Here is a 24,092-nt window from a genome sequence, read left to right as displayed (position 1 = left end):
CCGCTCGTTGTGACGGTCATTCGTTCATTTGTAAAGGGAGTAAGAGAATGACTACCGTTCCGAACGCATATGATTAATCGTCCGGGAATCTGGGCGCTGCCTTGCAGCAAAACACATGAGCATAACGGTATCGTGAACAGCTTGGCGATCTGTTTGCATGGAAAAGTATATATCGTAACAAATATAGAACTTGTTATATTTTACCTAGTTAATGAATTCGCTTACACGTGTAATTGGATTATGGTAAATGGAAGGGGGATGCACATTTTTTCACCACTGCCTATTGACCATATTGAAAGCGTTTACAACTTTAACAAGGAGGTACAGCTATATGAGACATCAGATGAGATTTACAAGTATGGTTTGCGTTGTAATAATGCTTGTTTCCGTCTTATTTTTCTTTAGTCCGGAAAGGGCACAAGCCGGGTTCACAAATTATATTACGCGTGATGTGGATAAATTCATGGACGGTACGACCGAGTTTCGCTTTATCGGTTCGAACGTGCCGTTTCTTGGTAGGGCATGGATGGATCCGAACGAAATCGAGGACTTGATTCGGGGTGCCAGCATATCGGGCATTAACGTCATTCGCTTGTATCCTTTCGAGGTGAAAATGACCAGCGACCCTGAAGACGCCTATCGTCATGTGATGGCCCCCGGAAACTATAACGAGAGCGCCTTTAAGCTGTTTGACAAGGTTCTTCAATTGGCGAATCAGTACAATGTGCGGCTCATTATTCCTTTCGTGGACAAATACAATTATGTTGGCGGAGTTGCCGATTGGGCGGCATTCCGCAACAAAAGCGCCGATGAATTCTGGAGCGATCCGGAAATCAAGCAGGATTTCAAAGACTTTATCAATTACGTCGTTAACCGTACCAATACTTATACGAACGTGAAGTATAAGGACGATAATGCGATTATGGCCTGGCAGCTCGGCAACGAGCTTCATTCCACCGACAGCTGGACAAGCGAAATGGCCGCTTATTTCAAAAGTCTCGATGCGAATCATCTCGTTGGCGACGGAGGATATGTACGCGCTCAGGGAATAAGACAAAATGCGTTGGATGACCCCAATATTGATTTCATTGATCCGCATATATACAGATATCACAACTACTCCGATCCGATTGCCAAAATCAACGAATGGAGAAATACGACCAAAGGGAAGAAACCGTTGATTATCGGAGAGTTCGGGGATTTCTCACCCGAAGTGACCGAGCAGCTGCTCAGCACCGTACAGAACAACGGAACTTCAGGTGCGATGTTTTGGGCCACAATGCCCCATCACAAGATGGGAGGATGGCACTGGCAGCCGGTCGGAAATTGGGCATATTTGCGTTATCCGGGATTTGCAACTGGCGATTTTGCGAACGAATCGGTTACCATTGGCTTATTGCGAAGATATGCGTATTCAATCAAAGGCTTAACCGTTCCGCCATGGCCCGCCCCGGACACACCGGTTATGTTTCCCGCGAACTCCGTAAACACACTCTCTTGGCTGGGAGCTTCGGGAGCCGCTTCATATGACGTCGAACGCTCATTTAACCGGAAGGGACCTTGGGAAACAGTAGGCGCCGGAGTGACCGACGATATTACTATACCGCGCAATTATAATTTAATCGTACCGATATTCAGCGATTTGTCGGCCAAAAAGGGTAAGATTTATTTCTACCGGGTCAGGGCCAAAAATTCAGAAGGCTTATATTCCCCTTATTCCAACGTGATCGGACCGGTTAAATCGAACGGCGCCGTCATCATCGACAATGGCGGCAGCGGTTATAGCGAGTCGGGGACATGGGGCAACAGTTCTCTTCCCGACAGCTACGGTGGAAGCTCCCGTTACAGCAGCAATGCCGGAAGTACGGCCAAATGGACGCCAGACCTTCCGAAATCGGGATACTATAACGTATATGTCAGTTATCCTGCGAATCTAAACTCGAATAAGAACGCCCTATACACAATTTATCATGGCGGCAAAACAGATACGATTTTCATCGATCAGACGACAATGGGCAGAGGCCGATGGCGTCTGATCGATACGGCCTATTTCGATGCGGGAACGGATGGCTATGTGATGTTGACGGCGAGTTCCGGCTCCAACACAAGAGCTGATGCGGTCATGTTCGAACCGGTTAGCTTCGGGGACCATTTCCAAAGCGGTAGCGCTGCAAATTGGACGGTATTAAGCGGCAATTGGAGCGTAGCGGACGACGGCACCAAAGTATTGAAGCAAACCGGAACCGGCACTGCGGAAACGGTAACAGGGACCGTTTACACCGATGCAGCGATAACTGCGGCTGTCAAAGTGTATGATAAGACCGGCCCCAAGTCTTCTTCCGGCTTGGTCGCCAGAGCAAACGCCGATTTATCCAGCATGTACACGATGCAGATCAATTACGATGCGAACAAAGTCCAGCTTTACAAAAAAGTGAACGGCAGTTGGGTCAATCTTGGAGAAGCTCACATCGAAGCCAGTCCGGGCACGTGGTATTTACTGCGGATGGAGCTGGATGGCAGCTCCATTAAAGGTTTTGTCAACGGAGTGCAAAAAATCGACGCAAACGATTTGAGCTTGACCGACGGTTATATCGGCTTGAGAACCAACGGTCAGACAGCCGTATTCGATAACGTCTTAGTTACTCCGAGATGATATAGTAAAAACCCCTAGAATGCTGAATAACAAGCATTTTAGGGGTTTCTCATAGGGGAGATTCACTCGCAATGAATTATTCTTGTTTGCCCTCGGTGTATATTTCGAAAGTTATGCCGAACTTGTCCGTTACAATACCGTAAGCAGGGCTGAAGAAAGTTTCTTGCAGCGGCATACTCACTTGACCTTTTTCCCATGCAACCTCAAATAGACTTGCATGTTTTGCCTAAATTTGAATGGCGAACAACGAATTGCTAGTCATCCGGTACCAGGCACCATTCTGGTATTGGAACTTCGTACCGCTGGACACACGCACATGTTTATCCGAATGAGTGGAATAAAGGTACGTTTTGGAGTATTTCAACTTCCCGTAGTACACCGTGTATACAACCGAGCCGTCCGCGCCCAACTGATTGATGGAGATGCCGTCTCTTGAGTACCACGACTGTTTCCACGTCTGTGAAGCGGTTTCAAAGATCGGTTTGGTTTCACCTTCCGGCGACCGGACATACAAGGCCCAATTATCTTTTTCTTTATTATACTCCTGATAGGCAATCCAGCCGTTATTGATCTGATAGGATGGTCTCGGGTTGGGAAAAAAGCCATACCAAGGATTTAGGGCTAATGTGGTAATATTGTCATCGGCGTCACGCAATCGGAGCAACCACTTGTCGCTACTGTACCTTTTAACCTGGTAGATCATGTTTTTCCCGTCCATCAAAGGCCCGCTGTAGCTTTGGTAGCCGGCAGGCAGCACATACGTCATCAACGTACCGTCGGGATGCGACTTGTAGAGGTTCGAATTATAAGTTGGATCCGTGTAAACCACGGTTCCGTCAGCCGACAGATCAAAGCGGTTCATATTTGCAAAATGCGAATTCGGTAAGGTACGGGACTGTCCCGTAGCTAAATCCAGCACTCTATTGGTAAATACCGCAAAATTCCCTTTCACATCATAAACATCCGCACGATAATTGCCATTGGCAAGCTTTTGAACGTTTCCGTCGTTCCAATAATAAACTGAATGATAAGTAGGCCATCCGCTAGGGTCTGTAATAGATAAAGTATAGACTACGCCTTCGGTGGATAACTTTGCCGAATAGATCGTATAGTCTGACCCGGTGGCATCGTAAACCTTTACTTGGCTTCCATCCGTACGGTTGTGCAACCAGAGTACCTTATCGCCGGTTTCTTTCCAAATAATTCGGCTTTCGTCAAAGCCGAGGATGGTTCCGTTGAATTCGTTAAGGAGCACCTCGGAACTCCAATCATCAGCGGCCGAGGCCTGCAACGGCGGAAGCAGAATCAGCATCAACAGCGTAAATGCCCAAACAAAAGGGATAAATCGTCGTTTCATTAGTGCACCTCACCTATAAACTTATTTTTGTTGACTATCCATCGGTATTTCGTTTTAAACTTGTTTTGATTAAATAAACACCCCCTTGTGTCGAATTCACAGAAAAACATGTTGTAGTTGAGAAGGCAGGGTCTGAAAAGAATAACATTCAGCAGAATCACCGAAAGATCGTTATCTGAGGCCCTCACGGGAATTCATCTCTTTGTTGTTTCTTTCGGTAAAATGAGTAAGGTTATTCAATTTGAATAATAATATACTACAATATATTCGTATTGAATTTTCCCTTTTGGGGGTAAATTACAAAATTAACCAAACATTTGTAATTCTTGAAAGTTTCAGGCTATGGTTATGCATTTTGTACTATTTATTAAGCTGACACGGTAACGAGTTCTAACGCTAAAAAAAACCGACCTTTCAAGATGCGAACAGGGTCGGTTATATTGTTTGATGGAAATCACTCGAATCAACTTATTATTCAACCCTGGAAAACTCCCTTTTTCCGGAAACAAACCCATCCTCGCGGGAAGGACTTAATGACATATATAAAACAAAAACTTGGACTAGAAAAACTTTTTAGAAATGTGGCAATGATCGGCGATGGAGTCAATGATGTCCCTGCACTCGCGGCTTCAACCGTTGGGATTACCGTGGTCGGAGCCGGTACGGATACGGCCCTTGAAACTGCAGATACTGCGCTGATGGCGGACGATTTTTAACAAACGATCTTTGGAGCTATTTGGCCCCCCAGCTCGTTCAGTCGGGCTGCCAAGCGAACGACCAGCTCTAAGCCGAGCAAGATCGTCCCGTCTAAGACCCGGTAGGTTCCATTGGCCAGCTTTTCCTCCTTCGCGTTCCCGAAGCCTTCAGGGAAGAAGAGATTAGGAACGGCGGCCTTTTTTTGCAACGCCTGCCGCTACGCTTGGACTCTACTACAGCCCTCCGGCAGTTCAAGGGGCTTTCGCGGCATATCCTCTCTACGTTCCGGTATTCCACGACCCCTAGACTTGCCGAGCCATCTACCCCCGCCACATCACTTTGCGCTGCGTGGGGCCTCTAGATGGCGATCGGGGGCAGCGGCATTCACCCCTGCTGCTGCAGTATTCGTTTGCCAAGCGGCAGACTGGTATGGCCGCAAAATCAATCAATGGGGGATTGAAGCAATGATAACCAATAACATTTACACCATAAAACAAGTCAAGGAGAAGGGTGCACGGTATGACCTTGATTCTAAGATAATACGTTCTCCGCGTGATGCCTACCACATCATTCAAACTGTCCTAGACCTTGAACATGAGGCTTGTGAAAAGTTCGGTATCTTGACGCTTAACACAAAAAACGCCGTCGCGGGGGTACATATTATTTCTATCGGAAATCTTAACTCCTCAATCGTGCATCCTAGAGAAATTTTCAAAGCAGCAATCCCTAAATAACGCTGCATCGATTGTATGCTTCTATAACCATCGGAGTGGGAATACGACAGCATGCCAAGAGGATATAAGCATAACTCGGCGCTTGGTCGAAGTCGGAGAACTGATGGGAATCGAAGTACTAGACCACATTATTATCGGTGAAAGCCAATTTGTTAGCTTAAAAGAGCAGGGTGTCGCCTTCTAGTGTAATCGAAGGATGGCCGGGAAACCGGCCTAACTTTCACATAAATGAAGCTTGCTGCGATAGCACTTAAGGGGGCTATTACACTACATGAGTTGAGTGCAACTTAACCGTTTGACAGCGTCGTTGATAGAATTTCTCCTCTTAGCTTGATTAGCAAGATAAGCTGATCCAGGGTATATGAATGCATAAAGAAACCTCTCCTTATTGATGGTTGGTCATGCTTCCATTCTGACAAGGAAAGGTTTCTTTTTTATTTTTGGGGATGATCAGTTAAACCATAACGAAGAAGGTCGAATGATTCTGAAGAAGCGCCAGCGTTCGCCTTTGTTTCCGGATTCCAACCATTGTCCAATTTAATCAAGGAGTCCGGAAACAACAGCGATCGGAAGAACATTCTGCCTACGTAGCGGTTTATCTACACCAAATTCTTGTCCATCGCCTTGCAGATCAGCGCGGCGAACAGGCTGTTGGACCAGGCGAACCATTCGCGGGAGAAATCTGCCGGATCGTCCGGATGGAAGCCTTCATGCATATAGCCGGTATCGGCATCCGTACTGATCAGCATCTCGATCAATGCCTTGATTTCCTCGTCATTATCAGCGGTCAGCGCCTGCATGGACAGCGCCATGTGCCATACATAGCCTCCCGGCGTGTGCGGACTCCCGATCCCCTTGGCCAGCTTGCCCTCGAAGTAGAACGGATTGTCATGACTCAGCGCAAAGCGGCGCGTATTCTGATAAATCGGATCATCTACCCCTACATACCCGATATAAGGGATCGAAATAAGCCCCGGTGTACCCGCATCGTCCATCAGGCAGTAATTGCCGTAGCCATCCGTTTCGTACGCATAAATTTGTCCGTATTTGGGATGATTGACGATTCCGTAAGCACGGATGCCGTAATCGATTTCCCGGCGCAGCTTGTCCGCCCGCTCAGCCAGATTCTTATCCTGGTAAATCGCAGTGGCAATTTCGATGATATGTCCCAGCACGACGACCGCAAACATATTGGCAGGAATGTTGTATCCGAACAGGTTGGCGTCATCGCTCGGGCGGAAGCCCGACCAGGTCATGCCGGTATAGTTGACCGGAAGCCCGCGCCCTTCGTTCTGCAGTGTTTCGGTTTCCTTCTTCGTTTGACGGATAAAATGGTACGTCGACCGCTGCTCATGACGCTGTTCGGTGATCATCACCTGCACAATGGACGTGAGCGCCTGATAGCAAGCATCGGTGAAAATATCGGTCTGCCCGGTTTCTTTCCAGTACGAATAAAGCAGCTGCACGGGAAAGCACAGGGAGTCGAGTTCATATTTGCGCTCCCACATCCATGGGTTCAAGCCGCAATCGTCGGTTTCCAGGTAATGGCGGTCGTTGGCGGTTTCATTAAAGGCGTTGGTGTAGGGATCGATGTTGATATAGAAAATCTGGCGGGCAATCAAGCCGCCGATGATGCGCTGCAAATCTTTGTCGTCCTTGGCAAACGGAATATAGTGACGGACCTGTTCGGTAGAATCGCGCAGCCACATGGCCGGAATGTCGCCCGTGAAGACGAATGTCGTTCCGTCGCCTTGCAGCTTCGTTGTCGTTTCGAGCGTGTTGGGGAAACAGTTCCGGAACAGCTGCTGCAGCTTGGGACGATGGGCAAGGCGCTGATCGGCTTCGTCCATAAATTGTTTGATGGCGTATGGAAGTGTCATGTTGAATGCCTCCTGATTGGGTTTAAACTCTCAAGGGCAGGATTGCACAAGAGCGGCAGATCCAGCAATATGTATCATTTGCAGGTGAATGCCACAGGTCAAAAACAACACATTGCACTATCAAGGCGTGAATAACCGCTCTTGTCATATCCGCCTTCCCTTGGGCGGGGGATTAGCGGGGAAGCCTTGATAATGCTGGGGTTGACGGAGACTTGCCGATGACGGAGCAGAACCTACATATTTACGGTCCCGTCGATTTTTCCTTACAATTCATTCATACCCGGCAGTATCCGGTTGTTGTAAGCGGTGACAACGAGAACGGGAGAGGAAGGAGAGAAGAGATGAAGGGAAAGGGGCAGCAAGCTGTACAGCCTACTCTTCGACCGTCAGGCGGAATCGGCAAGAAAATATGGCAAAACTGGGAACTGTATTTATTTATCGCACCCGCATTTTTGTATTTTGCCATCTTCCATTACGGACCTATGTACGGCATTCAAATCGCATTCAAAAACTTTATTCCATCTAAGGGGATCTTCGGAAGCGATTGGGTAGGCTTTCAGCATTTTGAACGGTTTTTTAACTCGCATTATTTTTGGGACTTGCTATGGAACACCTTGAGCATCAGCTTCCTTGAGCTGGCGATCGGTTTTCCGCTCCCGATCATACTGGCGCTGGCATTCAATGAAATACGGACCGGCTTCTTCAAGAAAACGGTGCAAACGATTACGTACGCGCCGCACTTTATTTCGATGGTCGTGATGGCGGGCATGATTATTACATTCCTGTCGCCGTCCACCGGGATGATCACCAGATTGATTGAGCTGTTTGGGATCGAAGCGCCGCAATTTCTGAATGAGCCGGCTTGGTTCAAAACGATCTATGTCATCTCGGGGGTGTGGCAGAACGCCGGCTGGGGGACCATTATTTATCTGGCCGCGCTGTCGGCCGTCGATCCGCAGCTGCATGAAGCGGCGATCGTGGATGGCGCAAGTCGATTCAAACGCATGCTTCATATTAATTTGCCGACCATTATTCCGACGATTACCATTTTGCTCATCCTGAATACCGGGAATATTCTGGGCGTGGGCTATGAGAAAATTTTGCTTCTGCAAAATTCACTGAATATGGAAGCCTCAGACGTCATATCCACATTCGTTTATCGTACAGGCTTGGTCAGCGCGCAGTATAGCTTCTCTACGGCAGTCGGACTGTTCAATTCGATCGTGAATGCGATTATGCTGATCACGGTGAACCAGATTGCGAAGCGTACGAGCGACAACAGCTTATGGTAAAAGGAGGGGGATGAGGCTATGGTGACGTCAGTCAGGGAGACGAAGTCGGACAAGCTGTTTCTGGCGCTAAACTATATGTTCCTGGCAGTGGCTCTCGTCGTTGTGCTGTATCCGCTGCTGTACATTGTCAGCGCCTCGATCAGCAGTCCGCAGGCTGTCAATTCCGGCGAGATGTGGCTGTTTCCGAAGGGAATTACGCTGGATGGATACAAGCTTGTATTCGACAATCCGAAAATATGGAACGGCTATATGAACACGATTATTTACACGGTGTTAGGCACGCTGCTGAATCTGGCCGTTACGCTGCCTGCAGCTTATGCGTTAAGCCGTTCGGACTTTGTCGGCCGCAATTTCTTCATGGGGATGTTCCTGGTCACGATGTTCTTCAATGGCGGCTTGATACCGACGTATCTGTTAATCAAGAACTTAAACTTGATCAACACCATGGGAGCGCTGATTCTGCCTGTGGCAGCATCTGTCTGGAACATCATTGTGGCGCGTACCTTCTTCCATTCCACGATTCCAAAGGAATTGCAGGAGGCGGCCCATATGGACGGCTGTACCAATTTCAAATTGTTTATCCGCATCGTGCTGCCTTTATCGGCGCCGATTATAGCGGTGATGGCGCTGTTCTATGGAGTAGGCCACTGGAACAGTTACTTCCCTGCTTTGATTTATTTGAACGACGAGGTGAAGTATCCCCTGCAGATGGTGCTTCGTCAAATTCTCGTTCTGCAAGAAATGTCTGCGGAAACGACGGGAGCCGCCATTAGCGGCGACATTGCGCAAGCGATGAATAACAAGGCGGAAATCGCCTCACTGGTCAAATACGCCGTCATTATCGTATCTACGCTGCCGGTCGTTATCTTGTATCCGTTCCTGCAGCGGTATTTTGTCCAGGGGGTCATGATCGGCTCCGTCAAAGGGTAACCGCCTGCGAAGGCGCTTTAGGTTCCATTCAATCGTTCCGCTACCATTAACGGTAATAGATGGAGGCAGCATGCAAGATGCCTTCGTTTGTTATAGCATTAAGATAATCGAAAAGGGAGGATTACGCATGCAACAGAGAAGAAAAGGCTTGGCACTGCTCGTATCGGCGACTATGCTGGTCGGGCTGCTGGCAGGCTGCGGCTCGTCCAACAACAACAAAGAGGGCGAGAATGCGGCGGCCGAGGTAAACAAGGAAGGGTTCCCGATCGTGAATGAGAAGATTTCATTGACGATGATGGCGCCTGACGTTGGTTTGCAAAACTGGAACAACATGGCTGTATTGCAGCAGATGGCGGAAAAATCGAATATTAAGATGGAGTTCCAGAACGCGCCGAAGGATAGCTTCGAAACGAAGAAAAACCTCGTATTTGCCAGCGGCGAATATCCGGATGTGTTCTATGCGGCCGGCCTGACGCCAGCAGAGCAAATGAACTACGGAGAGCAGGGTATCCTGATTCCGCTGGAGGATTTGATCGAGTCGCACGCGCCGAACTTTAAAAAGGTGCTGGATGAAAATCCGAATGTGCGCAAGTCGATCACGGCTCCGGACGGACATATCTACTCGCTGCCGGTTGTGGAGTTCAACCAGCCTTGGTACCGCAACCCGCTGTGGTACAATGGCGATTTTCTGAAGAAGCTGGGCGTAGACAAGCTTCCTGAAACGACGGAAGAGCTGTACGCCTTCCTGAAGAGAGTGAAGGACGAAGACGCGAACGGCAACGGCAAGGCGGATGAAATTCCGCTCTCCTCGGTCAACCTGCGCGATATCCGCACATGGCTGCTGGGCGCATACGGTGTCTATGAGGAAGAGATCTATGTAGACGATAAGGATGTCGTTCACTATACCCCTGTAGAGGAAGGATATAAACAATATCTGACCTTCCTGAACCGACTGTGGAGCGAGAATCTGCTGGATCACGAGACATTCTCCCAAACGGCCGAGCAGAAGAAAGCCAAAGCGCAAAACAATCAAGTGGCCTTATTCTCCGATTGGCATGCTTATATGACCCTTGGCGGAGAGCCAAGCATGGACGATCCGATGTTTGCGCCTGTCAAGAGCGAGATGGTAGACGCTCCCGTCATAGCCAAGAACAGAGGCGTGACGACCGGCGCATTCGCGATTTCGAGCACCAATGAATATCCGGAAGCTTCGATGCGTTGGGTGGATTACCTGTACGGCTATGAAGGCGCGACGCTCTTCAATAAAGGGCCGGAAGGCACGCTGTGGAAGTACACGGACAAAAATACGCTGACCAAGGAATATCTGCCTGTGCCAGGGGGCGGCGATCGCGAGGAATACCGCGCTACATTAACGCCTAACTACGGCATTCCGGCGCCGACGATTTCGATTCCGGAAACGTCTAAGGGGCTTCTGACGGAATTTGATGCGTGGGTCGAAAATGAATCGAAAACGAAGCTGCTGGACAAGGGGGCCAGAATCCCTTATCCGACCCTGTTCCTGACTTCAGAAGAGCAGGCGGAAGTGACGACGTTAAGCTCCGACCTGACGACTTATGTGCGTCAAATGGAAGCGAAGTTCATTACCGGCGCGGAGCCGCTTGCCAACTGGGACGGTTACTTGAATACCATTAATAAAATGGGCGGAAACCGGATGGCCGAGATTTATCAGGCCGCCTACGACCGCTGGAAAGCAAATTAATACGAGCAGACCGCACATGATGTTTGGCCCAGCTCTTACGGCTTGTGGACTCGTCCGCAGCCGAAGAGCTGTTGGTGTGCCCCCTCTGGGATAAGGATCGCTCATAGAGCGGCTGGAGGTACTTAGAAGGGCGCCCCGCGGCATCGCCCTTATGAAATTCACATGCATCTGGAGGAATAACGATGAAAATTACGAGACATCCCGACAATCCCATTGTCGTGCCGGGAGGCTATGATTGGCGCAAAGTGACGGTGTTCAATCCGGCTGTCATTATCGACAATGACAAGTTCTATATGGTTGAACGGACAGCGGAGTCGCTGACGCCCTGCAAAAACTTTCTGGGGCTGCTGGAAAGCGAGGACGGCGTTCACTTTACGCATGTCAAGGACGAGCCGATTTTGACGCCGGACATGCTGGGCTTCCCGTACGGCAGCGTACAGGACCCGCGTCTGGTCAAAATCGACGGCACGTTCTACATGAACTATGCGCTGCGCCCTTGCGCCATGAGCTATTACCCGACTGGAGCGGGCGTGCCCGAGCGGTCGATACCGAAGTATCCGGACGGATGGGGCGAGCAGGAGGGGCACTGGCTGACCCGCTCTTCCATTGTGAAATCCGATAATCTGATTGATTGGGAGTTTGTCGCCGATACGACGCCGCTGGACATTAATGACCGGGATAACATCTTATTCCCCGAGAAGATTAACGGCAAATTTGCCCTGCTGCGCCGTCCTGAGGAATATGTCGGCGAGGCTTACGGTACGGAGAAAGCGGCCATGTGGATCACGTATTCCGAGGATCTGATTCATTGGGAGGAGCCGAAGCTGCTGATTAAAGGGGAGAACCCTGCTTGGGAATCCCGCAAGATCGGCGGGTCGACGCCGCCGGTGAAGACGGATAAGGGGTGGCTGGTGCTGTATCACGGCGTGGACGATCAGGTTGTATACCGGGTAGGCGCCATGCTGCTGGATTTGGAAAATCCGGAGAAGGTCATTGCCCGAACGCATAATTTCATTATGGAGCCGGAAACGTATTACGAAAAATTCGGTTACCAGATCCCGAACGTCATCTTCCCGACCGGCAATGTCGTGAAGGACGGCCTGCTGTACATTTACTACGGTGTTACCGATACAGCCATCGCGCTGGCGACCGTGCCGCTGGACGAACTGGTAGACTATATTCTTAACGAGCCGAAATAAAGCGGCTTAAGAGGGGCAACCGGAAGGAGTACATCTGTCCGCTTGCCCTTCCGGCCGTCCTATAATCTAAGCTTCCGCGAAGCTGCCGCCGCTGCTCTGCTTGCGGTATTGGCCGGGCGTCAGGCCGGTTTCCTTCTTGAATTTGCGGATAAAGTTAGGCGCGTCGAGATAGCCGACGCTTTCAATGATGATCTGCAGCGGATCGTTGGTTGTAACGAGCAGCCGCATCGCTTTATTAACGCGCAGCTGCCAAATGTATTGCGAGAAGTTCACTTGAGTCTTCTCTTTGAAGCTACGGCTCAGATAAGAGGTGGAGACCGAGAACTTCAGCGCAATGTGCTCCAGGCTAAGCGTGTAATCGGCAAAATTCTGCTCGACGTACATGACGATATCGTCAATGAGGGAAGGCTGGCCGGTTTCGGTATTGCGCTGCACCTGTTGGCATATTCGCGAAGCGAGCGAAACCATCTTCAGCTCGAACTCTTCCAGCGTCTCGAAGGAAGTGAAGCTGTTAATGCTGCCGAATTCCTGATTCATTCTCAGATCCGCAGCCGTGCGCAGCAGCGTATTGAGCAAATCGTAGCAGATCAGCCTCAGGACGGGAACCGTCAGCTGCTCCTGCTTGATTTCCTCGATCATGCCGGCAATCATCGGCAGCGCAACCGTCTCATTGCCCTGCTTGAGGCTCTGTTCCAGCTTGAGCACGGACTTACGGGATAACCAGAAGGTTTCCTCGTTCGCCGTCTTCAGCGTATGCAGCTGCTCAAAGAACGTAATGCGCTCTTTGCTGCCGGATACCCGGTTTTCAAGCGCGGTAGACGCTTCGACGAAGGATTGGTTGACACTGGCTATGTTATTGTACAGCGTTCCGACACCGATGTGAGGGAATGCGTGCGAATGATCCATCACCATGACTTTAATCGCGTCTATGACTTGCAGGACCAATCGGTGCAGCGCTTCCGGCGGTTCTGCCGGCAAGGAGATCATAAGCGCAAACCGGTCTCGCACCGAGAACTCCACGCCGTAGACGCGGGCATTCAAGGCAGGAAATTCGACCTGGCTCAGCAGCTCCTGCAGCAGCAGTTGATCCGGGTGCTGCGCATCGTCCCCGGGAGCATCCTCCCAGGCGAGGACTGCGGAGAAGTAAGCAGCTTCGGAATCTGTACGCTCCAGGCCGCTCTCCCTGACCATGCGCTCGATTTCCGGATCATCCGGCTTCCCGTGCTTGAGCAGCAGCATCAGACACTGATTGCGGACAAACGGCTCCTGCCAATTGACTCTCGCATTGTAATCATGGATGGTCTGGCTGATCCATTCCCACTCGTTGCGGATTTTGACCGCTTCGCCGCCGGATTGCAGACTTGCGAATTCCACCAAGCTCTTGATCGGGTGGTATTGCCGCTTAGCCAGAATCATCGCTGCGACGATGCCGGTCACGACGGTGATGGCGAACACCAGCATAATCAGCGTTTGAATGTGGGCGACACGTTCAAAGAATTGATAAGTCGGCATAGTCGTCACGTAGCCCCAGCCGTTCTCGCTGGATTTGACGACAACAACCGAATTCTGTTCGCCATCCAGCTCAATGCTATGTATGCCTGGCTCCAGTCCGGACAGGGACATCAGCGATTCGCCGGACAGGCTCTTGCCGTTCGTGCTTTGGGTCAATATCTCGCCAGCGGGAGAGATCATAAAGCTGCTGCCGGCAAACCGGTTCAGGATCGAATCCATGACGCCCGTAAGCTCGGATTCCCTCAGCATATACATGACCGCTCCGTAGGGGTACGGATCGTTCGGCTTGATGGGGATCAGCAGCGTAAGCAGCCTTTCCTGACGCGAATAGACCGTTACCTCCTCCGCAGGGCGAATGAACGGCTGTTTGGCTTCATTAAGCGCTTTCAGCAGCTCGTTGCTATCCCAATTTTGGTAGCGGTACACGCGGTTGAATAGATAGCCGGCGTCTGTCATTCCCTGATAGGAAAAAATATTGTCGCTGCCGTGATAGAACAGGAACAGGTCTTCGACGATGCCGCTATAGGCGGTATAATTCGCAAGCGACGAGATGGCTTCTCTGCTGTGGTAAGGATGATTGACCATATAGGGCGTCAAATGCTCGTCGTAGGAAATTTTGCTGGCTATATCATACAGATCGGACATCAGGCCGTCGATCGTCATTTTGACCTGATTCAGCTGATTGACATTGGACTGTTCGATTTCGGACCGTAAATTGGATACGGCATTCTCATAGACAAAGATTGTAACGCCTGTAAGCGGAACCAAAAATATGACAATGTAAGATAGGGCGTATTTCAGAAGCAGTCTTGATTTGAAATGGCTCCAGTGCGTTCGGGCTTTCGCTGCAAGCGCTGTCGCCCTGCTGAATGCTGCAGGCACGAGAATCCCCCTTTATGTTGAGTAGTATCGTAATGTTAATGTAGGCATCGGAAGAACCGTATGCGACGATGAATCTATTTTGAAAAGCATCGAGATACTCTATTAAACATTATAACGTTATATTCATTTTATTACTATAATGTGTTAAGCTAATTTTGGAAAGCAATTATTGGGATCATCAGCCAATTGCTAGGTTAGGAAGGGTGAAGCAACGATGGAACTGGTATTGCGCAATGTGAAGCTGCTTGGCGGCCAGCCGGCAGACATTGTCATCAGAGACGGCATCACGGAACGAATCGCTCCCGCCGGGCAGGGGAAGGGCAGCCAATATGTGGACGGTACGGGTCTATATGCTTCAAGCGGCTGGATCGATCTGCATGTTCATGCGGATCCGGAGCTGGAACCCTATGGAGACGAGATCGATGAAATCGGCATCAGGCAAGGGGTTACCACTATTGTGGATGCGGGAAGCTGCGGGGCCGACCGGATTGGCCGGCTCTTCGTCAATGCAGGCCGTGCGCAGACGCGCGTGCTGGCTTTTCTGAATATTTCGCGGATCGGGCTGCTCCGGACTGATGAGCTGTCAAGCCTGGAATGGATTGAGGAAGCCAAGATCGGAGAGGCCGTCAGGCAATACGCGGATTTTATCGTCGGCTTGAAGGCGCGGATCAGCCGCAGCGTTGTCAAGGAGCAGGGTCTGGAGCCGCTGCGGCTGGCTCGCAGGTTCGCAGACACATACGGCCTGCCGCTGATGGTGCATATCGGATCCGGTCCGCCTGCAATCGATGAGGTGCTGCACTTGCTGCAGAAGAAGGACATCGTTACGCATTTTCTCAACGGCAAGGCCAATAATGTATTCGGGGCGGATGGGAAGCCGCTGCAGGCACTGCTCGATGCGATTGACAGAGGCGTTCATCTGGATGTCGGGCACGGGACGGCCAGCTTCTCGTTTCAGGCGGCGGAGCTGGCCAGGCAAGCGGGAATCAAGCCGCATACGATCAGCACGGATATTTACCGGGGCAACCGGCTGAACGGTCCGGTATACGGCATGTCCGACACGCTGACGAAATTTTTGCTCCTGGGGTACCCGCTTGAGGAAGTGATCGCGATGGCGACGTCCAATGCGGCAGCCTGGCTTGGCCGGCCGGAGCTGGGGCGGATTCGTGCAGGAGAGCCTGCCAATCTGACACTGTTCGCGGTAGAGAACGGAGTGAAGAAGCTAACAGATTCGGAGGGTGAGGAGCGCACCGCCGATCGCTATATTGAAGCAAAGGGAGTGGTTGTTAATGGATCATTCATTGCATGCTAAATACGGGCTCAAACGGGTCGTCAATGCAAGCGGACGGATGAGCATTCTGGGCGTATCCGCGCCAACGGACAGTGTCATGGAAGCGATGAAGCAAGGCGGACAGCAGTATGTGGAGATGGCGGAGCTTGTACGGCGTTCCGGCGAATACGTCGCGGACATTCTGGGTGCGGAAGGAGCGGTCGTCGTCAACTCTGCGTCCAGCGGGATCGCGCTTTCCGTTGCTGCCGTCGTGACGGAGGGCAATCCCCGTGTCAGCTTGCGGCTGCACCAGGAGCACGTGCTCAAGAACGAGATCATTATGCTCAAGGGGCATAATGTGCAATATGGCGCGCCCGTCGAAACAATGGTTTACCTCGGAGGAGGCTCCATCGTCGAAGTTGGCTATGCCAACGAGGGGCGCAAAGAGCATATCGAGGAAGCGATCTCCGATCGAACCGCCGCTATTCTATACGTCAAGTCCCACCATTGCGTGCAGAAAAACATGATTAGCGCCGAGGAAGCCTGGGAAGTCGCCCAGCGCCGCGGAGTGCCGCTAATCATAGATGCTGCGGCGGAGGAAGATATCCGCAAGTATGTGAAGTGCTCGGATCTGGCGATATACAGCGGGTCCAAAGCGATTGAAGGCCCTACCTCAGGCATTGTCGGCGGCAAACGCAAATATATCGACTGGCTGAACGTTCAGCTGCACGGCATCGGGCGCAGCATGAAGGTCGGCAAGGAGACGATATTCGGACTGCTGCAGGCGCTGGACGAATATATGAGCAAAGCAGATAAGAGCCAGCAGGAGAAGGCCGCGCTAGAGCCATTGCTTGCCTTGTCCGCCCTGACGGGAGTAAAGGTCAGCATCGTGCAGGACGAAGCGGGCCGTGCCATTTATCGGGGAAGAATCCACATTGACGCGGCTGCGGCGGGCATCGGGGCGCAAGCGGTGAACGATCAGCTTCGCGAAGGTGATATTGCCGTCTATACGCGCGATTACGGCGTTCGTCAAGGGTATTTCGATATTGATCCGCGCTCGCTGCAAGGAGATGACCTGCAGGTCATCGCGGGCAGAATCCAAGAGATCGTAGGAGGGGCAAACCATGTCTAGCATCTATGAACGCATGTATAAGAAGAAGGCGGCCTTAAATGTACTGACGAACTCGATCGATAACGCCAAGCAGATCTACGAGGCGGCGGAAGGCCAGGTGTTGGTAGGGGTATTGTCCAAAAATTATCCGAATGCAGCCGAAGCGGTCGAGGCCATGAAGGCGTACGGCGCCGCAATCGACGATGCGGTGTCCATCGGTTTAGGGGCGGGCGACAACCGCCAGGCGGTAGTAGTATCGGAAATTGCCAAGAGCTATGCAGGCAACCATATCAATCAGATTTTCCCGGCCGTCGGTATGACGCGCGCCAATCTGGGCGCCAAGGACAGCTGGATCAACGCTCTTGTGTCGCCGAGCGGTCAGGTCGGATACGTGAATATATCGACAGGCGTGATCAGCGCAGGCATTGCGGACAAGGCGATCGTCCCGGTCAAGGCGGCTATTGCGCTCGTACGCGATATGGGCGGCAATGCGCTGAAATATTTCCCTATGCAAGGCTTGAAGCTGGAGGAGGAATACAGGGCGGTAGCCAAGGCATGCGGTGAAGAAGGCTTTGCCTTGGAGCCGACGGGCGGCATAGATTTGGACAATTTCAAGCCGATTGTAGAAATTGCATTGCAAGCGGGCGTGCCGCAGATTATCCCGCATGTATATACCTCTATCATTGATCAGGCAACAGGCGCGACGAGGATTAAGGATGTGGAGCTGCTGCACCGCACACTGAATGCGCTAGTGGATCAATATGAGTAAAACAGCCGCATTCGGCGAAGTGATGATGCGTCTGGAAGTCCCCGGATACGGAACGCTGTCGCAGGACAATCAGTTGAAATACTCCTTTTCGGGAAGCGGGGTCAATGTCGTATCGGCATTGGCCCGCTATGGACATGAGAGCTATCTGGTTACGACGCTGCCGGACAACCCGCTCGGCGAAGCCGCGCTTGCCCATTTGCGCAAGCTTGGCATTGCGACCTCGCTGGTGAATCGGGGCGGCAAATATGTCGGCATGTATTTCTTGGAGCATGGCTTCGGCGCTCGTCCGGGCAGGGTGACGTATACGGATCGTCTGGGCAGCAGCTTCAATACGGCAGCATACGACGGTAGTCTGTTCAACAAGGCGGCGCAGCAGGTTGACCTTATGCATTTTTGCGGTATTACGCTTGCCATGAACGACAATGTGCGGGATGCGATGAAGCGGCTTGCTCGGGAAGTCAAGCGCTGCGGGGGCCAGATTGTCTTCGATTGCAATTACCGGCCTTCCTTGTGGGGCGATGATGGCTATGAGAAAGCCCGGCCGCACTACAAGGAGATGCTGGAGCTGGCGGACATCGTCCTCATGAATGAGCGGGATGCGCTTCATATTCTTGGACTGAAGACATCCGCGCAGGGGAGGGCGGATCAGTTAAAGGATGTGATACCGCAGGTGGCGAAGCAGTATCAAATCCGGACCATAGCCGGCACCCATCGGCAAATCAACGGGGACAATACGCATACGCTCACGGGATACGTATATGGGAACGATGATTTTTACTTCGCCAGAGAGCGGACCTTCTCGGTATATGACCGTGTTGGAGCGGGCGATGCCTTTGCCAGCGGCATTATACATGGCGTGCTGCAGGCGATCCCGTATCAGCAGACGGTGGAGTTTGCATCGGCTGCGGCGATACTGGCGCATACCGTGCCTGGCGATACGCCAATGGCGTCCGACGATGACGTGCTTACGGCGATGACGGATCATATAGGCGATGTGGAAAGGTAGCGTGAAAGCCGTGTCCATTACGCGGAAGAAAGGGCCATTATATCTGCAAATCAAGAAGATCATCAAGGACCGGATTATGCATGGCGTATACCCGCTGGGCAGCAATATTCCTGCTGAGCCGCAGCTGGAGCAGGAGTTTCAAGTGAGCAAAATGACGGTCCGAAACGCGATCCGCGAGCTTGCGGAGGAAGGCTACGTCGAGAAGAAGAGCGGAGTCGGGACGATTGTGCTGCGCAACACCTCGTTATCCAAGCTATCCAAGGGCAAGCGGTTTACGGAGCTTCTGGTAGAGGCGGGGCACCGGATGGAGAAGCGGCTGATCGCATCGGGCCATGTTTCATTGGAGAGCGGAACGGAACTGCATGAGCTGTTCGGCGCTTCGTGTCACCGTATGGAGCGGTTATATTTGTTGAATGATCAGCCGTATATTCATTTCATCCACTACATCACGCCGGCCATCAGCTTTCCGGACGAGCTGGCCGCGTCGGGGCAGTTGTTTGCATCGCTATACGACTGGCTGGAAGAGAAGCAAATTGCGCTGGAAAATTTCCGCGACAGCTTCCTGGTCGAAACGGCAGCGCCAGGCAGCGCCCGATTGCTGGGGATCGAGGAAGGAACTTCCGTATTGAAAAGGCTGCGGTATTCCTTCGACGGCGACGGGAATGTGATCGAATGCAGCATCGGCTATTACAACACGGCGCTGCAGCCGTATTTGGTCGATTATGATGCTTGATGGTCTTAAGGTTAAGCTGCAATCAAACAAGCCCGTGAATCCTGGATTTCACGGGCTTGTTCGCATTATAAATGCTGGACTGCCACCGGCAGGTTCTAACGGCCGGTCGGCCGGTTCACGGCATTAGACCGATTCATAAACTTCTACAATAACCGTAGAATCTACATTAGAACCGTAGAACCCACATGAGTTTGTACGGCACTCACCGGTCGAGTTTGCTGAGAAACCGAAGAAAAACGAAGTAAAGGCGATAAAAATAATCGCATTATAATGCGACTGCTCAGAGTTTCTCCGCAGAGTGTCCAATATTCGGGGGCCCGTCCGAGATGTTGTATAAAGTGCAACAATTTCCGGCCAGAAGGCATGAGATGGATCTGATTGCTGTAAAAAATACAACAATTCGGATGATTTCACGCTTCTAGAGGGTGAACTATTGCAGAAAATACAACAATTCGGATGATTTCACGCTTCTAGAGGGAGAACAATTGCAGAAAATACAACAATTCGGATGATTTCACGCTTCTAGAGGGTGAACAATTGCAGAAAATACAACAATTCGGGTGATATCACGCTTCTAGCGGGTGAACTATTGCAGAAAATACAACAATGCGGATGATTTCACGCTTCTAGCGGGTGAACAATTGCAGAAAATACAATAATTCGGATGATTTCACGCTTCTAGAGGGTGAACAATTGCAGAAAATACAACAATTCGGATGATTTCATGCTTCTAGCAGGTGAACAATTGCAAAAAATACAACAATGCGGTCGGTATCACGTTTCTAGAGGGTGAACTATTGCAGAAAATACAACAATGCGGCCATTATATATCGCTTAGCAAAGCTCTGATGTTGTCGCCGCCTGCTTGCGCTGCTTCGGCTGCGACTACTCCATAAGGTGTCCAAGATGATCAGGGGGGCTTTTTAGAATGATCGTTGTTCGGCGCGCTGGTTCACATTGCGGTCTAGTAAGTTAGCGTTCACCATTTACGGCCGTCGAAGCATCCGGTACGCCGGACATGCTAGAACCGTCGAAGCATCTGGTACGCTGGACATGCTACGGCCCCGTCGAAGCATCTGGTACGCCGGAGATGCTACGGCCGTCGAAGTATCCGGTACGCCGGACATGCTACGGCCGTCGAAGCATCCGGTACGCCGGACATGCTACGGCCGTCGAAGCATCCGGTACGCCGGACATGCTACGGCCGTCGAAGCATCCGGTACGCCGGACATGCTACGGCCGTCGAAGCATCCGGTACGCCGGACATGCTAGAACCGTCGAAGCATCCGGTACGCTGGACATGTACCCAAACTGCAAGCTTGACCAAATCGGTCCGATCAACTATCTTCTTATCGCTATGGCACAACTGAGGGGGCAAGCTGTCTATCGCCTGCTTGATTTTCCCTGAATAGCTGCCAATATTCATTCATCTGTTCGATGTTTTCTGTCTTTGCAGCAATGGGCTCTGACAAAGTATCGACTAACTTTCCTTCGATGTATGTACAATGATGATGGTAGGTCAGCTCTTCATTCAAGTGATTCATAATCAATGGGATGCTCGAAGCAATGCCCTGATTCTTAGGATTCATAATCCATTCTATCGATTTCCAGTCCAGAATGCCTTCTTCGGTCTTGATCGGTGTGCTATAGTCGATATGACCCGAAAGCTCGGCCGAATAGAGATACATCCCTCCGAAACGCTCATGATCCACCAGCCAAGAAACAAGCCCTCTATAGGTCAGCTGATACTCGGACTCTGCCAGCCGTGTTTCCTCCATGATTTCACGAACCATGGATCGTCGGGGCGACTCGCCCTGTTCTACTTTTCCGCCAACGCCATTCCAACATCCCATCCAGCTCGGAGACTCTCTGTTGAGCAGCAGGACGTTAAGGCCTTGCTTTATAAAACAAATATTGTACGTTATCATCGTTCCTCCAGAAATTACGAAAGTATAGTATCTTCACAAGCGCCTCAGAAAAACGAACTTAATAGATGGGGGACTGAGAAATAGCTCGGGTGCATCGTTAGTGAAGTATTATAAAATATTCGCAACTTCTTATCGAAACCCTTTCATTCACACGAACGGAGGCATATGCTTTGAAAATATATGCAAAACGAATCTATATTCGCAGGCTTCAGATGGATGACGCAGATCAATTGCTAGAACTGCTCATTCGGAATAAATCGTTTCTGCAGCCGCTTGAACCTCTCCGTCAAGAATCTTACTATACATTGGAATGGCAGAAAGAATCGCTTGAGAAGGTGCAGTACGATTGGGAGCATGACGTTGGATACGGATTCGGGATCTATCTTAATAACGGCAGGTTGATCGGCCGGGTTAACATAAGCAATATTTCTCGCGGGGCGTGGGAGAGCTGCACGATCGGTTATTTGCTGGATGAGCCATTGAATGGACAAGGATTCATGACGGAGGCCGTTGCTTCAGCAGTCCACTATTGCTTCAACGATGCCGGATTACATCGGGTTCAATCAGCCGTAATGCCTCATAATGCCGCTTCCATTCGGGTGCTCGAGAAGGTCGGCTTCCGATATGAAGGATTCGCCGAGTATTATCTGAAAATCAACGGGAACTGGGAGCACCATAATATTTACAGCATGACCCGTGAATACTGGAAGCCGCAGTCCCGGATTTTGAATTGAATAGAGGCTGTTGAATAGCCAACAAAAAAAACCAATAGCCTAGGCACAGCCAGCGGCTATTGGTTCACGATCTTCGATCCTATACCTGCTTCTTCAAATCGGCAATCCACCGCTCCCGCAGCTCGGCTTCCGAGCAGTGGAAGATTCCTTGAAAATCACCGGGATTTCGAATGATCTTGTTAAGCGCATCGACACCGTATTCCTTTACGATGAATTCTACCATTTTATAAGAGAATTGAAATCCTCCCGTTGTTTGCAGCTCCCAGGAGTCATCCTCCAGCTCCTCCAGCGTTGGGATTGTACCCTTGTGCACCGCTTCTCGAATGCTGTCTTTGATATAGGCTTGCGACATCTGACCGGCTTCATATCCCCCCAGCCCTTGCCGAAGCCACCTTGGCGCTTGGGGATTAATATCGGTGACGAGCCACATTGCGAATAAGTGCGTGGTTGACTTCAGTATCGATTGATACGTATGCTCGGGACCCGGATTCAAGGGAGAAACGATCTTGATCGAGTTATCTTCATAGATTCCCATGAACCAATCGGGCGCATCCGCCTCGCCGACGGCCGCGTGGAACGTAGGGAGATCGGGATACAGCTCAATAACCACTTTCTTCGTCGGCTTATGATTCAATTTGGCTATTAGGCGATTGACGCTGTTATTCAGCTCGTTGAATAAATCCTCATACACATTGGCTTGACTGTCATTCTTCACAGCATCGGAATCATTCATATTCACGATAGATACCATTTGTTGAATGGACATGATCTTCAATCCTCTCCAATTCTGCATCTCGCTTCTTAGCTTATCCAGAGAGCGGTATAACCTGTTCTTCACAGCGCTCTCGCGCATGCCGACGATTTCCGCGATTTCGGATAATGTGCAATCCACGAAGAAACGCAGCGTAATAATTTGCTGATCGAGCATGCTCAGCTTCTTGAGCGCCGCGCTTATGTCGATCCGAATTTCCAAGTTCTGCTCGAAGTCCAAGGAGACGAACCGCGAGCTCCAATCGATCCCGTCGTATAATGACTCTTGTGAACGGGACCGTCTGCGATATTCGTTTTTTAGCGTGTTGTGCGCGATGGTGTACAGCCAGGTAAAGACGCTTGAATCGCGGCGGAAGGTATGGAGGTTCTCCATGGCCTTCAAGAATACCTGCTGGGTTAAATCCTCTGCGCTGGCGGAATCCACCTTCATCATGAAATAGTTGCGGATGCGTCCGTAGTATTGCCTGACAATGGGTTCGAATGCTTTGTACTCGCCCTGGTTATCCGGATTAACAGGGGGTGATGCGTCATGAGCTCCTGACATGGATGGTACCTCCTCTTGCCTTGCCTTTTATTAGACACCTCAGGGGTGAAAAAAGCCACATTGCGAGCGCTGCCTATTTTTTATAATCTGACTTGACCAAATGCTGCGCAGTCTATATAATGTTGAGCCATATACCAGCAGGCGATGATCAAAGACATGATTTCTTAACGACGCTGTACAGAGAGAGGGGCCTAGGCTGCAAGCTCCTTCAGCAACCGCTACGGAATTACCCCTTTGTAGCCGTATCTTTGAACCGCGGCCGGCCGCGAAGTAAGGGATGCCGTCTCGTCCTCGTTACGGATGTGAATCAAAATGAGAATCCGTTCGCGTCAGAACGAGAGCGGATTGAATTAGGGTGGAACCACGAGCTAAGC

Annotated in this window: 20 protein-coding genes and 2 pseudogenes; 15 read left to right on the top strand and 7 right to left on the bottom strand. The window is 50.8% G+C overall.

Going from position 1 to position 24,092, the window contains the following annotated elements; genetic code table 11:
* Nucleotides 1-331 precede the first annotated feature (331 nt).
* On the top strand, nucleotides 332-2,653 hold the full coding sequence (locus L1F29_RS26905) for a golvesin C-terminal-like domain-containing protein (protein ID WP_258385106.1): 2,322 nt from the start codon (nucleotides 332-334) through the stop codon (nucleotides 2,651-2,653).
* 76 nt (nucleotides 2,654-2,729) lie between these two features.
* Here the strand turns inward: L1F29_RS26905 and L1F29_RS26900 are convergent.
* A pseudogene (locus L1F29_RS26900) lies at nucleotides 2,730-2,843 on the bottom strand (VOC family protein); the annotation flags it as partial.
* Nucleotides 2,844-2,879: 36 nt separating this feature from the next.
* A complete protein-coding gene (locus tag L1F29_RS26895) occupies nucleotides 2,880-4,010 on the bottom strand; it encodes a hypothetical protein (RefSeq protein ID WP_258385105.1) in 1,131 nt (376 codons plus the stop codon).
* A 524-nt stretch (nucleotides 4,011-4,534) separates the two neighbouring features.
* On the opposite strand from L1F29_RS26895, the pseudogene L1F29_RS26890 reads away from it, so the two are divergent.
* Nucleotides 4,535-4,720: pseudogene (locus L1F29_RS26890) on the top strand (hypothetical protein); the annotation flags it as partial.
* Between the two features lie 2 nt (nucleotides 4,721-4,722).
* On the opposite strand, the gene L1F29_RS26885 reads toward L1F29_RS26890, so the two are convergent.
* Nucleotides 4,723-4,914 (bottom strand): hypothetical protein, encoded by a 192-nt coding sequence (locus L1F29_RS26885; protein ID WP_258385104.1) that lies wholly within the window; start codon nucleotides 4,912-4,914, stop codon nucleotides 4,723-4,725.
* A gap of 256 nt (nucleotides 4,915-5,170) precedes the next feature.
* On the opposite strand from L1F29_RS26885, the gene L1F29_RS26880 reads away from it, so the two are divergent.
* Both L1F29_RS26880 and L1F29_RS26875 read left to right on the top strand, forming a co-directional pair.
* The gene (locus tag L1F29_RS26880; RefSeq protein WP_258385103.1) at nucleotides 5,171-5,440 is read left to right on the top strand and encodes a JAB domain-containing protein; all 270 of its coding nucleotides are present in this window, start codon (nucleotides 5,171-5,173) and stop codon (nucleotides 5,438-5,440) included.
* Nucleotides 5,364-5,624 carry a JAB domain-containing protein gene (locus L1F29_RS26875; protein ID WP_309252425.1) on the top strand — a complete coding sequence of 87 codons (261 nt, stop codon included), beginning with the start codon at nucleotides 5,364-5,366 and terminating at the stop codon, nucleotides 5,622-5,624. Before L1F29_RS26880 ends, L1F29_RS26875 begins: the two co-directional genes overlap by 77 nt.
* A gap of 415 nt (nucleotides 5,625-6,039) precedes the next feature.
* Here the strand turns inward: L1F29_RS26875 and L1F29_RS26870 are convergent, their stop codons facing one another.
* Nucleotides 6,040-7,320 (bottom strand): glycoside hydrolase family 125 protein, encoded by a 1,281-nt coding sequence (locus L1F29_RS26870; protein WP_258385102.1) that lies wholly within the window; start codon nucleotides 7,318-7,320, stop codon nucleotides 6,040-6,042.
* 341 nt (nucleotides 7,321-7,661) lie between these two features.
* On the opposite strand from L1F29_RS26870, the gene L1F29_RS26865 reads away from it, so the two are divergent.
* The 4 genes from L1F29_RS26865 to L1F29_RS26850 all read left to right on the top strand — a co-directional run bounded on the left by L1F29_RS26865 (nucleotide 7,662) and on the right by L1F29_RS26850 (nucleotide 12,461).
* Nucleotides 7,662-8,612 carry an ABC transporter permease gene (locus L1F29_RS26865; RefSeq protein ID WP_258389815.1) on the top strand — a complete coding sequence of 317 codons (951 nt, stop codon included), beginning with the start codon at nucleotides 7,662-7,664 and terminating at the stop codon, nucleotides 8,610-8,612.
* A gap of 18 nt (nucleotides 8,613-8,630) precedes the next feature.
* Nucleotides 8,631-9,542, top strand: a complete 912-nt coding sequence (locus L1F29_RS26860; RefSeq protein ID WP_258385101.1) for a carbohydrate ABC transporter permease — start codon at nucleotides 8,631-8,633, stop codon at nucleotides 9,540-9,542.
* A gap of 127 nt (nucleotides 9,543-9,669) precedes the next feature.
* Entirely contained in the window at nucleotides 9,670-11,262 is a 1,593-nt protein-coding gene (locus L1F29_RS26855; RefSeq protein ID WP_258385100.1) for an extracellular solute-binding protein, read from the top strand.
* Between the two features lie 182 nt (nucleotides 11,263-11,444).
* Nucleotides 11,445-12,461 (top strand): glycoside hydrolase family 130 protein, encoded by a 1,017-nt coding sequence (locus L1F29_RS26850; RefSeq protein WP_258385099.1) that lies wholly within the window; start codon nucleotides 11,445-11,447, stop codon nucleotides 12,459-12,461.
* Between the two features lie 66 nt (nucleotides 12,462-12,527).
* Here L1F29_RS26850 and L1F29_RS26845 read toward each other — a convergent pair whose 3' ends face one another.
* A complete protein-coding gene (locus tag L1F29_RS26845) occupies nucleotides 12,528-14,855 on the bottom strand; it encodes an AraC family transcriptional regulator (RefSeq protein ID WP_258385098.1) in 2,328 nt (775 codons plus the stop codon).
* 214 nt (nucleotides 14,856-15,069) lie between these two features.
* On the opposite strand from L1F29_RS26845, the gene L1F29_RS26840 reads away from it, so the two are divergent.
* From L1F29_RS26840 to L1F29_RS26815, 6 genes are all read left to right on the top strand, one after another.
* The gene (locus L1F29_RS26840; RefSeq protein ID WP_258385097.1) at nucleotides 15,070-16,164 is read left to right on the top strand and encodes an amidohydrolase/deacetylase family metallohydrolase; all 1,095 of its coding nucleotides are present in this window, start codon (nucleotides 15,070-15,072) and stop codon (nucleotides 16,162-16,164) included.
* Nucleotides 16,142-17,254, top strand: coding sequence for a DgaE family pyridoxal phosphate-dependent ammonia lyase (locus tag L1F29_RS26835; RefSeq protein WP_258385096.1), 1,113 nt, complete (start codon nucleotides 16,142-16,144; stop codon nucleotides 17,252-17,254). Before L1F29_RS26840 ends, L1F29_RS26835 begins: the two co-directional genes overlap by 23 nt.
* Nucleotides 17,247-18,002: a 2-dehydro-3-deoxy-phosphogluconate aldolase gene (gene dagF, locus L1F29_RS26830; protein ID WP_258385095.1), complete on the top strand. Its 756-nt coding sequence runs from the start codon at nucleotides 17,247-17,249 to the stop codon at nucleotides 18,000-18,002. The genes L1F29_RS26835 and dagF overlap by 8 nt, the downstream gene beginning before the upstream one ends.
* The gene (locus tag L1F29_RS26825) at nucleotides 17,995-19,008 is read left to right on the top strand and encodes a sugar kinase (protein WP_258385094.1); all 1,014 of its coding nucleotides are present in this window, start codon (nucleotides 17,995-17,997) and stop codon (nucleotides 19,006-19,008) included. The genes dagF and L1F29_RS26825 overlap by 8 nt, the downstream gene beginning before the upstream one ends.
* Nucleotides 18,995-19,741, top strand: coding sequence for a GntR family transcriptional regulator (locus tag L1F29_RS26820; protein ID WP_258385093.1), 747 nt, complete (start codon nucleotides 18,995-18,997; stop codon nucleotides 19,739-19,741). The genes L1F29_RS26825 and L1F29_RS26820 overlap by 14 nt, the downstream gene beginning before the upstream one ends.
* 1,018 nt (nucleotides 19,742-20,759) lie before the next feature.
* The gene (locus tag L1F29_RS26815) at nucleotides 20,760-21,149 is read left to right on the top strand and encodes a hypothetical protein (RefSeq protein ID WP_258385092.1); all 390 of its coding nucleotides are present in this window, start codon (nucleotides 20,760-20,762) and stop codon (nucleotides 21,147-21,149) included.
* Here L1F29_RS26815 and L1F29_RS26810 read toward each other — a convergent pair.
* A complete protein-coding gene (locus tag L1F29_RS26810; RefSeq protein ID WP_258385091.1) occupies nucleotides 21,097-21,669 on the bottom strand; it encodes an NUDIX hydrolase in 573 nt (190 codons plus the stop codon). The two genes, L1F29_RS26815 and L1F29_RS26810, sit on opposite strands and share 53 nt — an antisense overlap.
* Before the next feature lie 170 nt (nucleotides 21,670-21,839).
* Between L1F29_RS26810 and L1F29_RS26805 the strand changes: the two genes are divergently transcribed.
* Nucleotides 21,840-22,403: a GNAT family N-acetyltransferase gene (locus L1F29_RS26805; RefSeq protein WP_258385090.1), complete on the top strand. Its 564-nt coding sequence runs from the start codon at nucleotides 21,840-21,842 to the stop codon at nucleotides 22,401-22,403.
* A 79-nt stretch (nucleotides 22,404-22,482) separates the two neighbouring features.
* Here the strand turns inward: L1F29_RS26805 and L1F29_RS26800 are convergent, their stop codons facing one another.
* Nucleotides 22,483-23,718, bottom strand: coding sequence for an RNA polymerase sigma factor (locus L1F29_RS26800; protein WP_258385089.1), 1,236 nt, complete (start codon nucleotides 23,716-23,718; stop codon nucleotides 22,483-22,485).
* Between the last annotated feature and the right edge of the window lie 374 nt (nucleotides 23,719-24,092).

It is taken from the genome of Paenibacillus spongiae (assembly GCF_024734895.1).
GTDB lineage: Bacteria > Bacillota > Bacilli > Paenibacillales > Paenibacillaceae > Paenibacillus_Z > Paenibacillus_Z spongiae.
Note: the sequence above shows the minus strand (reverse complement) of the source record. Positions and strands in the feature narration are given on the sequence as shown.

What these genes read in the sequence shown, in the direction of transcription:
- L1F29_RS26825 (WP_258385094.1), top strand. Translation starts at nt 17,995, where the DNA reads ATGAGTAAAACAGCCGCATTCGGCGAAGTGATGATGCGTCTGGAAGTC.
- L1F29_RS26880 (WP_258385103.1), top strand. Translation starts at nt 5,171, where the DNA reads ATGATAACCAATAACATTTACACCATAAAACAAGTCAAGGAGAAGGGT.
- dagF (WP_258385095.1), top strand. Translation starts at nt 17,247, where the DNA reads ATGTCTAGCATCTATGAACGCATGTATAAGAAGAAGGCGGCCTTAAAT.
- L1F29_RS26800 (WP_258385089.1), bottom strand. Translation starts at nt 23,718, where the DNA reads ATGTCAGGAGCTCATGACGCATCACCCCCTGTTAATCCGGATAACCAG.
- L1F29_RS26835 (WP_258385096.1), top strand. Translation starts at nt 16,142, where the DNA reads ATGGATCATTCATTGCATGCTAAATACGGGCTCAAACGGGTCGTCAAT.
- L1F29_RS26855 (WP_258385100.1), top strand. Translation starts at nt 9,670, where the DNA reads ATGCAACAGAGAAGAAAAGGCTTGGCACTGCTCGTATCGGCGACTATG.
- L1F29_RS26810 (WP_258385091.1), bottom strand. Translation starts at nt 21,669, where the DNA reads ATGATAACGTACAATATTTGTTTTATAAAGCAAGGCCTTAACGTCCTG.
- L1F29_RS26895 (WP_258385105.1), bottom strand. Translation starts at nt 4,010, where the DNA reads ATGAAACGACGATTTATCCCTTTTGTTTGGGCATTTACGCTGTTGATG.
- L1F29_RS26870 (WP_258385102.1), bottom strand. Translation starts at nt 7,320, where the DNA reads ATGACACTTCCATACGCCATCAAACAATTTATGGACGAAGCCGATCAG.
- L1F29_RS26905 (WP_258385106.1), top strand. Translation starts at nt 332, where the DNA reads ATGAGACATCAGATGAGATTTACAAGTATGGTTTGCGTTGTAATAATG.
- L1F29_RS26860 (WP_258385101.1), top strand. Translation starts at nt 8,631, where the DNA reads ATGGTGACGTCAGTCAGGGAGACGAAGTCGGACAAGCTGTTTCTGGCG.
- L1F29_RS26850 (WP_258385099.1), top strand. Translation starts at nt 11,445, where the DNA reads ATGAAAATTACGAGACATCCCGACAATCCCATTGTCGTGCCGGGAGGC.
- L1F29_RS26815 (WP_258385092.1), top strand. Translation starts at nt 20,760, where the DNA reads ATGCTAGAACCGTCGAAGCATCTGGTACGCTGGACATGCTACGGCCCC.
- L1F29_RS26820 (WP_258385093.1), top strand. Translation starts at nt 18,995, where the DNA reads ATGTGGAAAGGTAGCGTGAAAGCCGTGTCCATTACGCGGAAGAAAGGG.
- L1F29_RS26840 (WP_258385097.1), top strand. Translation starts at nt 15,070, where the DNA reads ATGGAACTGGTATTGCGCAATGTGAAGCTGCTTGGCGGCCAGCCGGCA.
- L1F29_RS26865 (WP_258389815.1), top strand. Translation starts at nt 7,662, where the DNA reads ATGAAGGGAAAGGGGCAGCAAGCTGTACAGCCTACTCTTCGACCGTCA.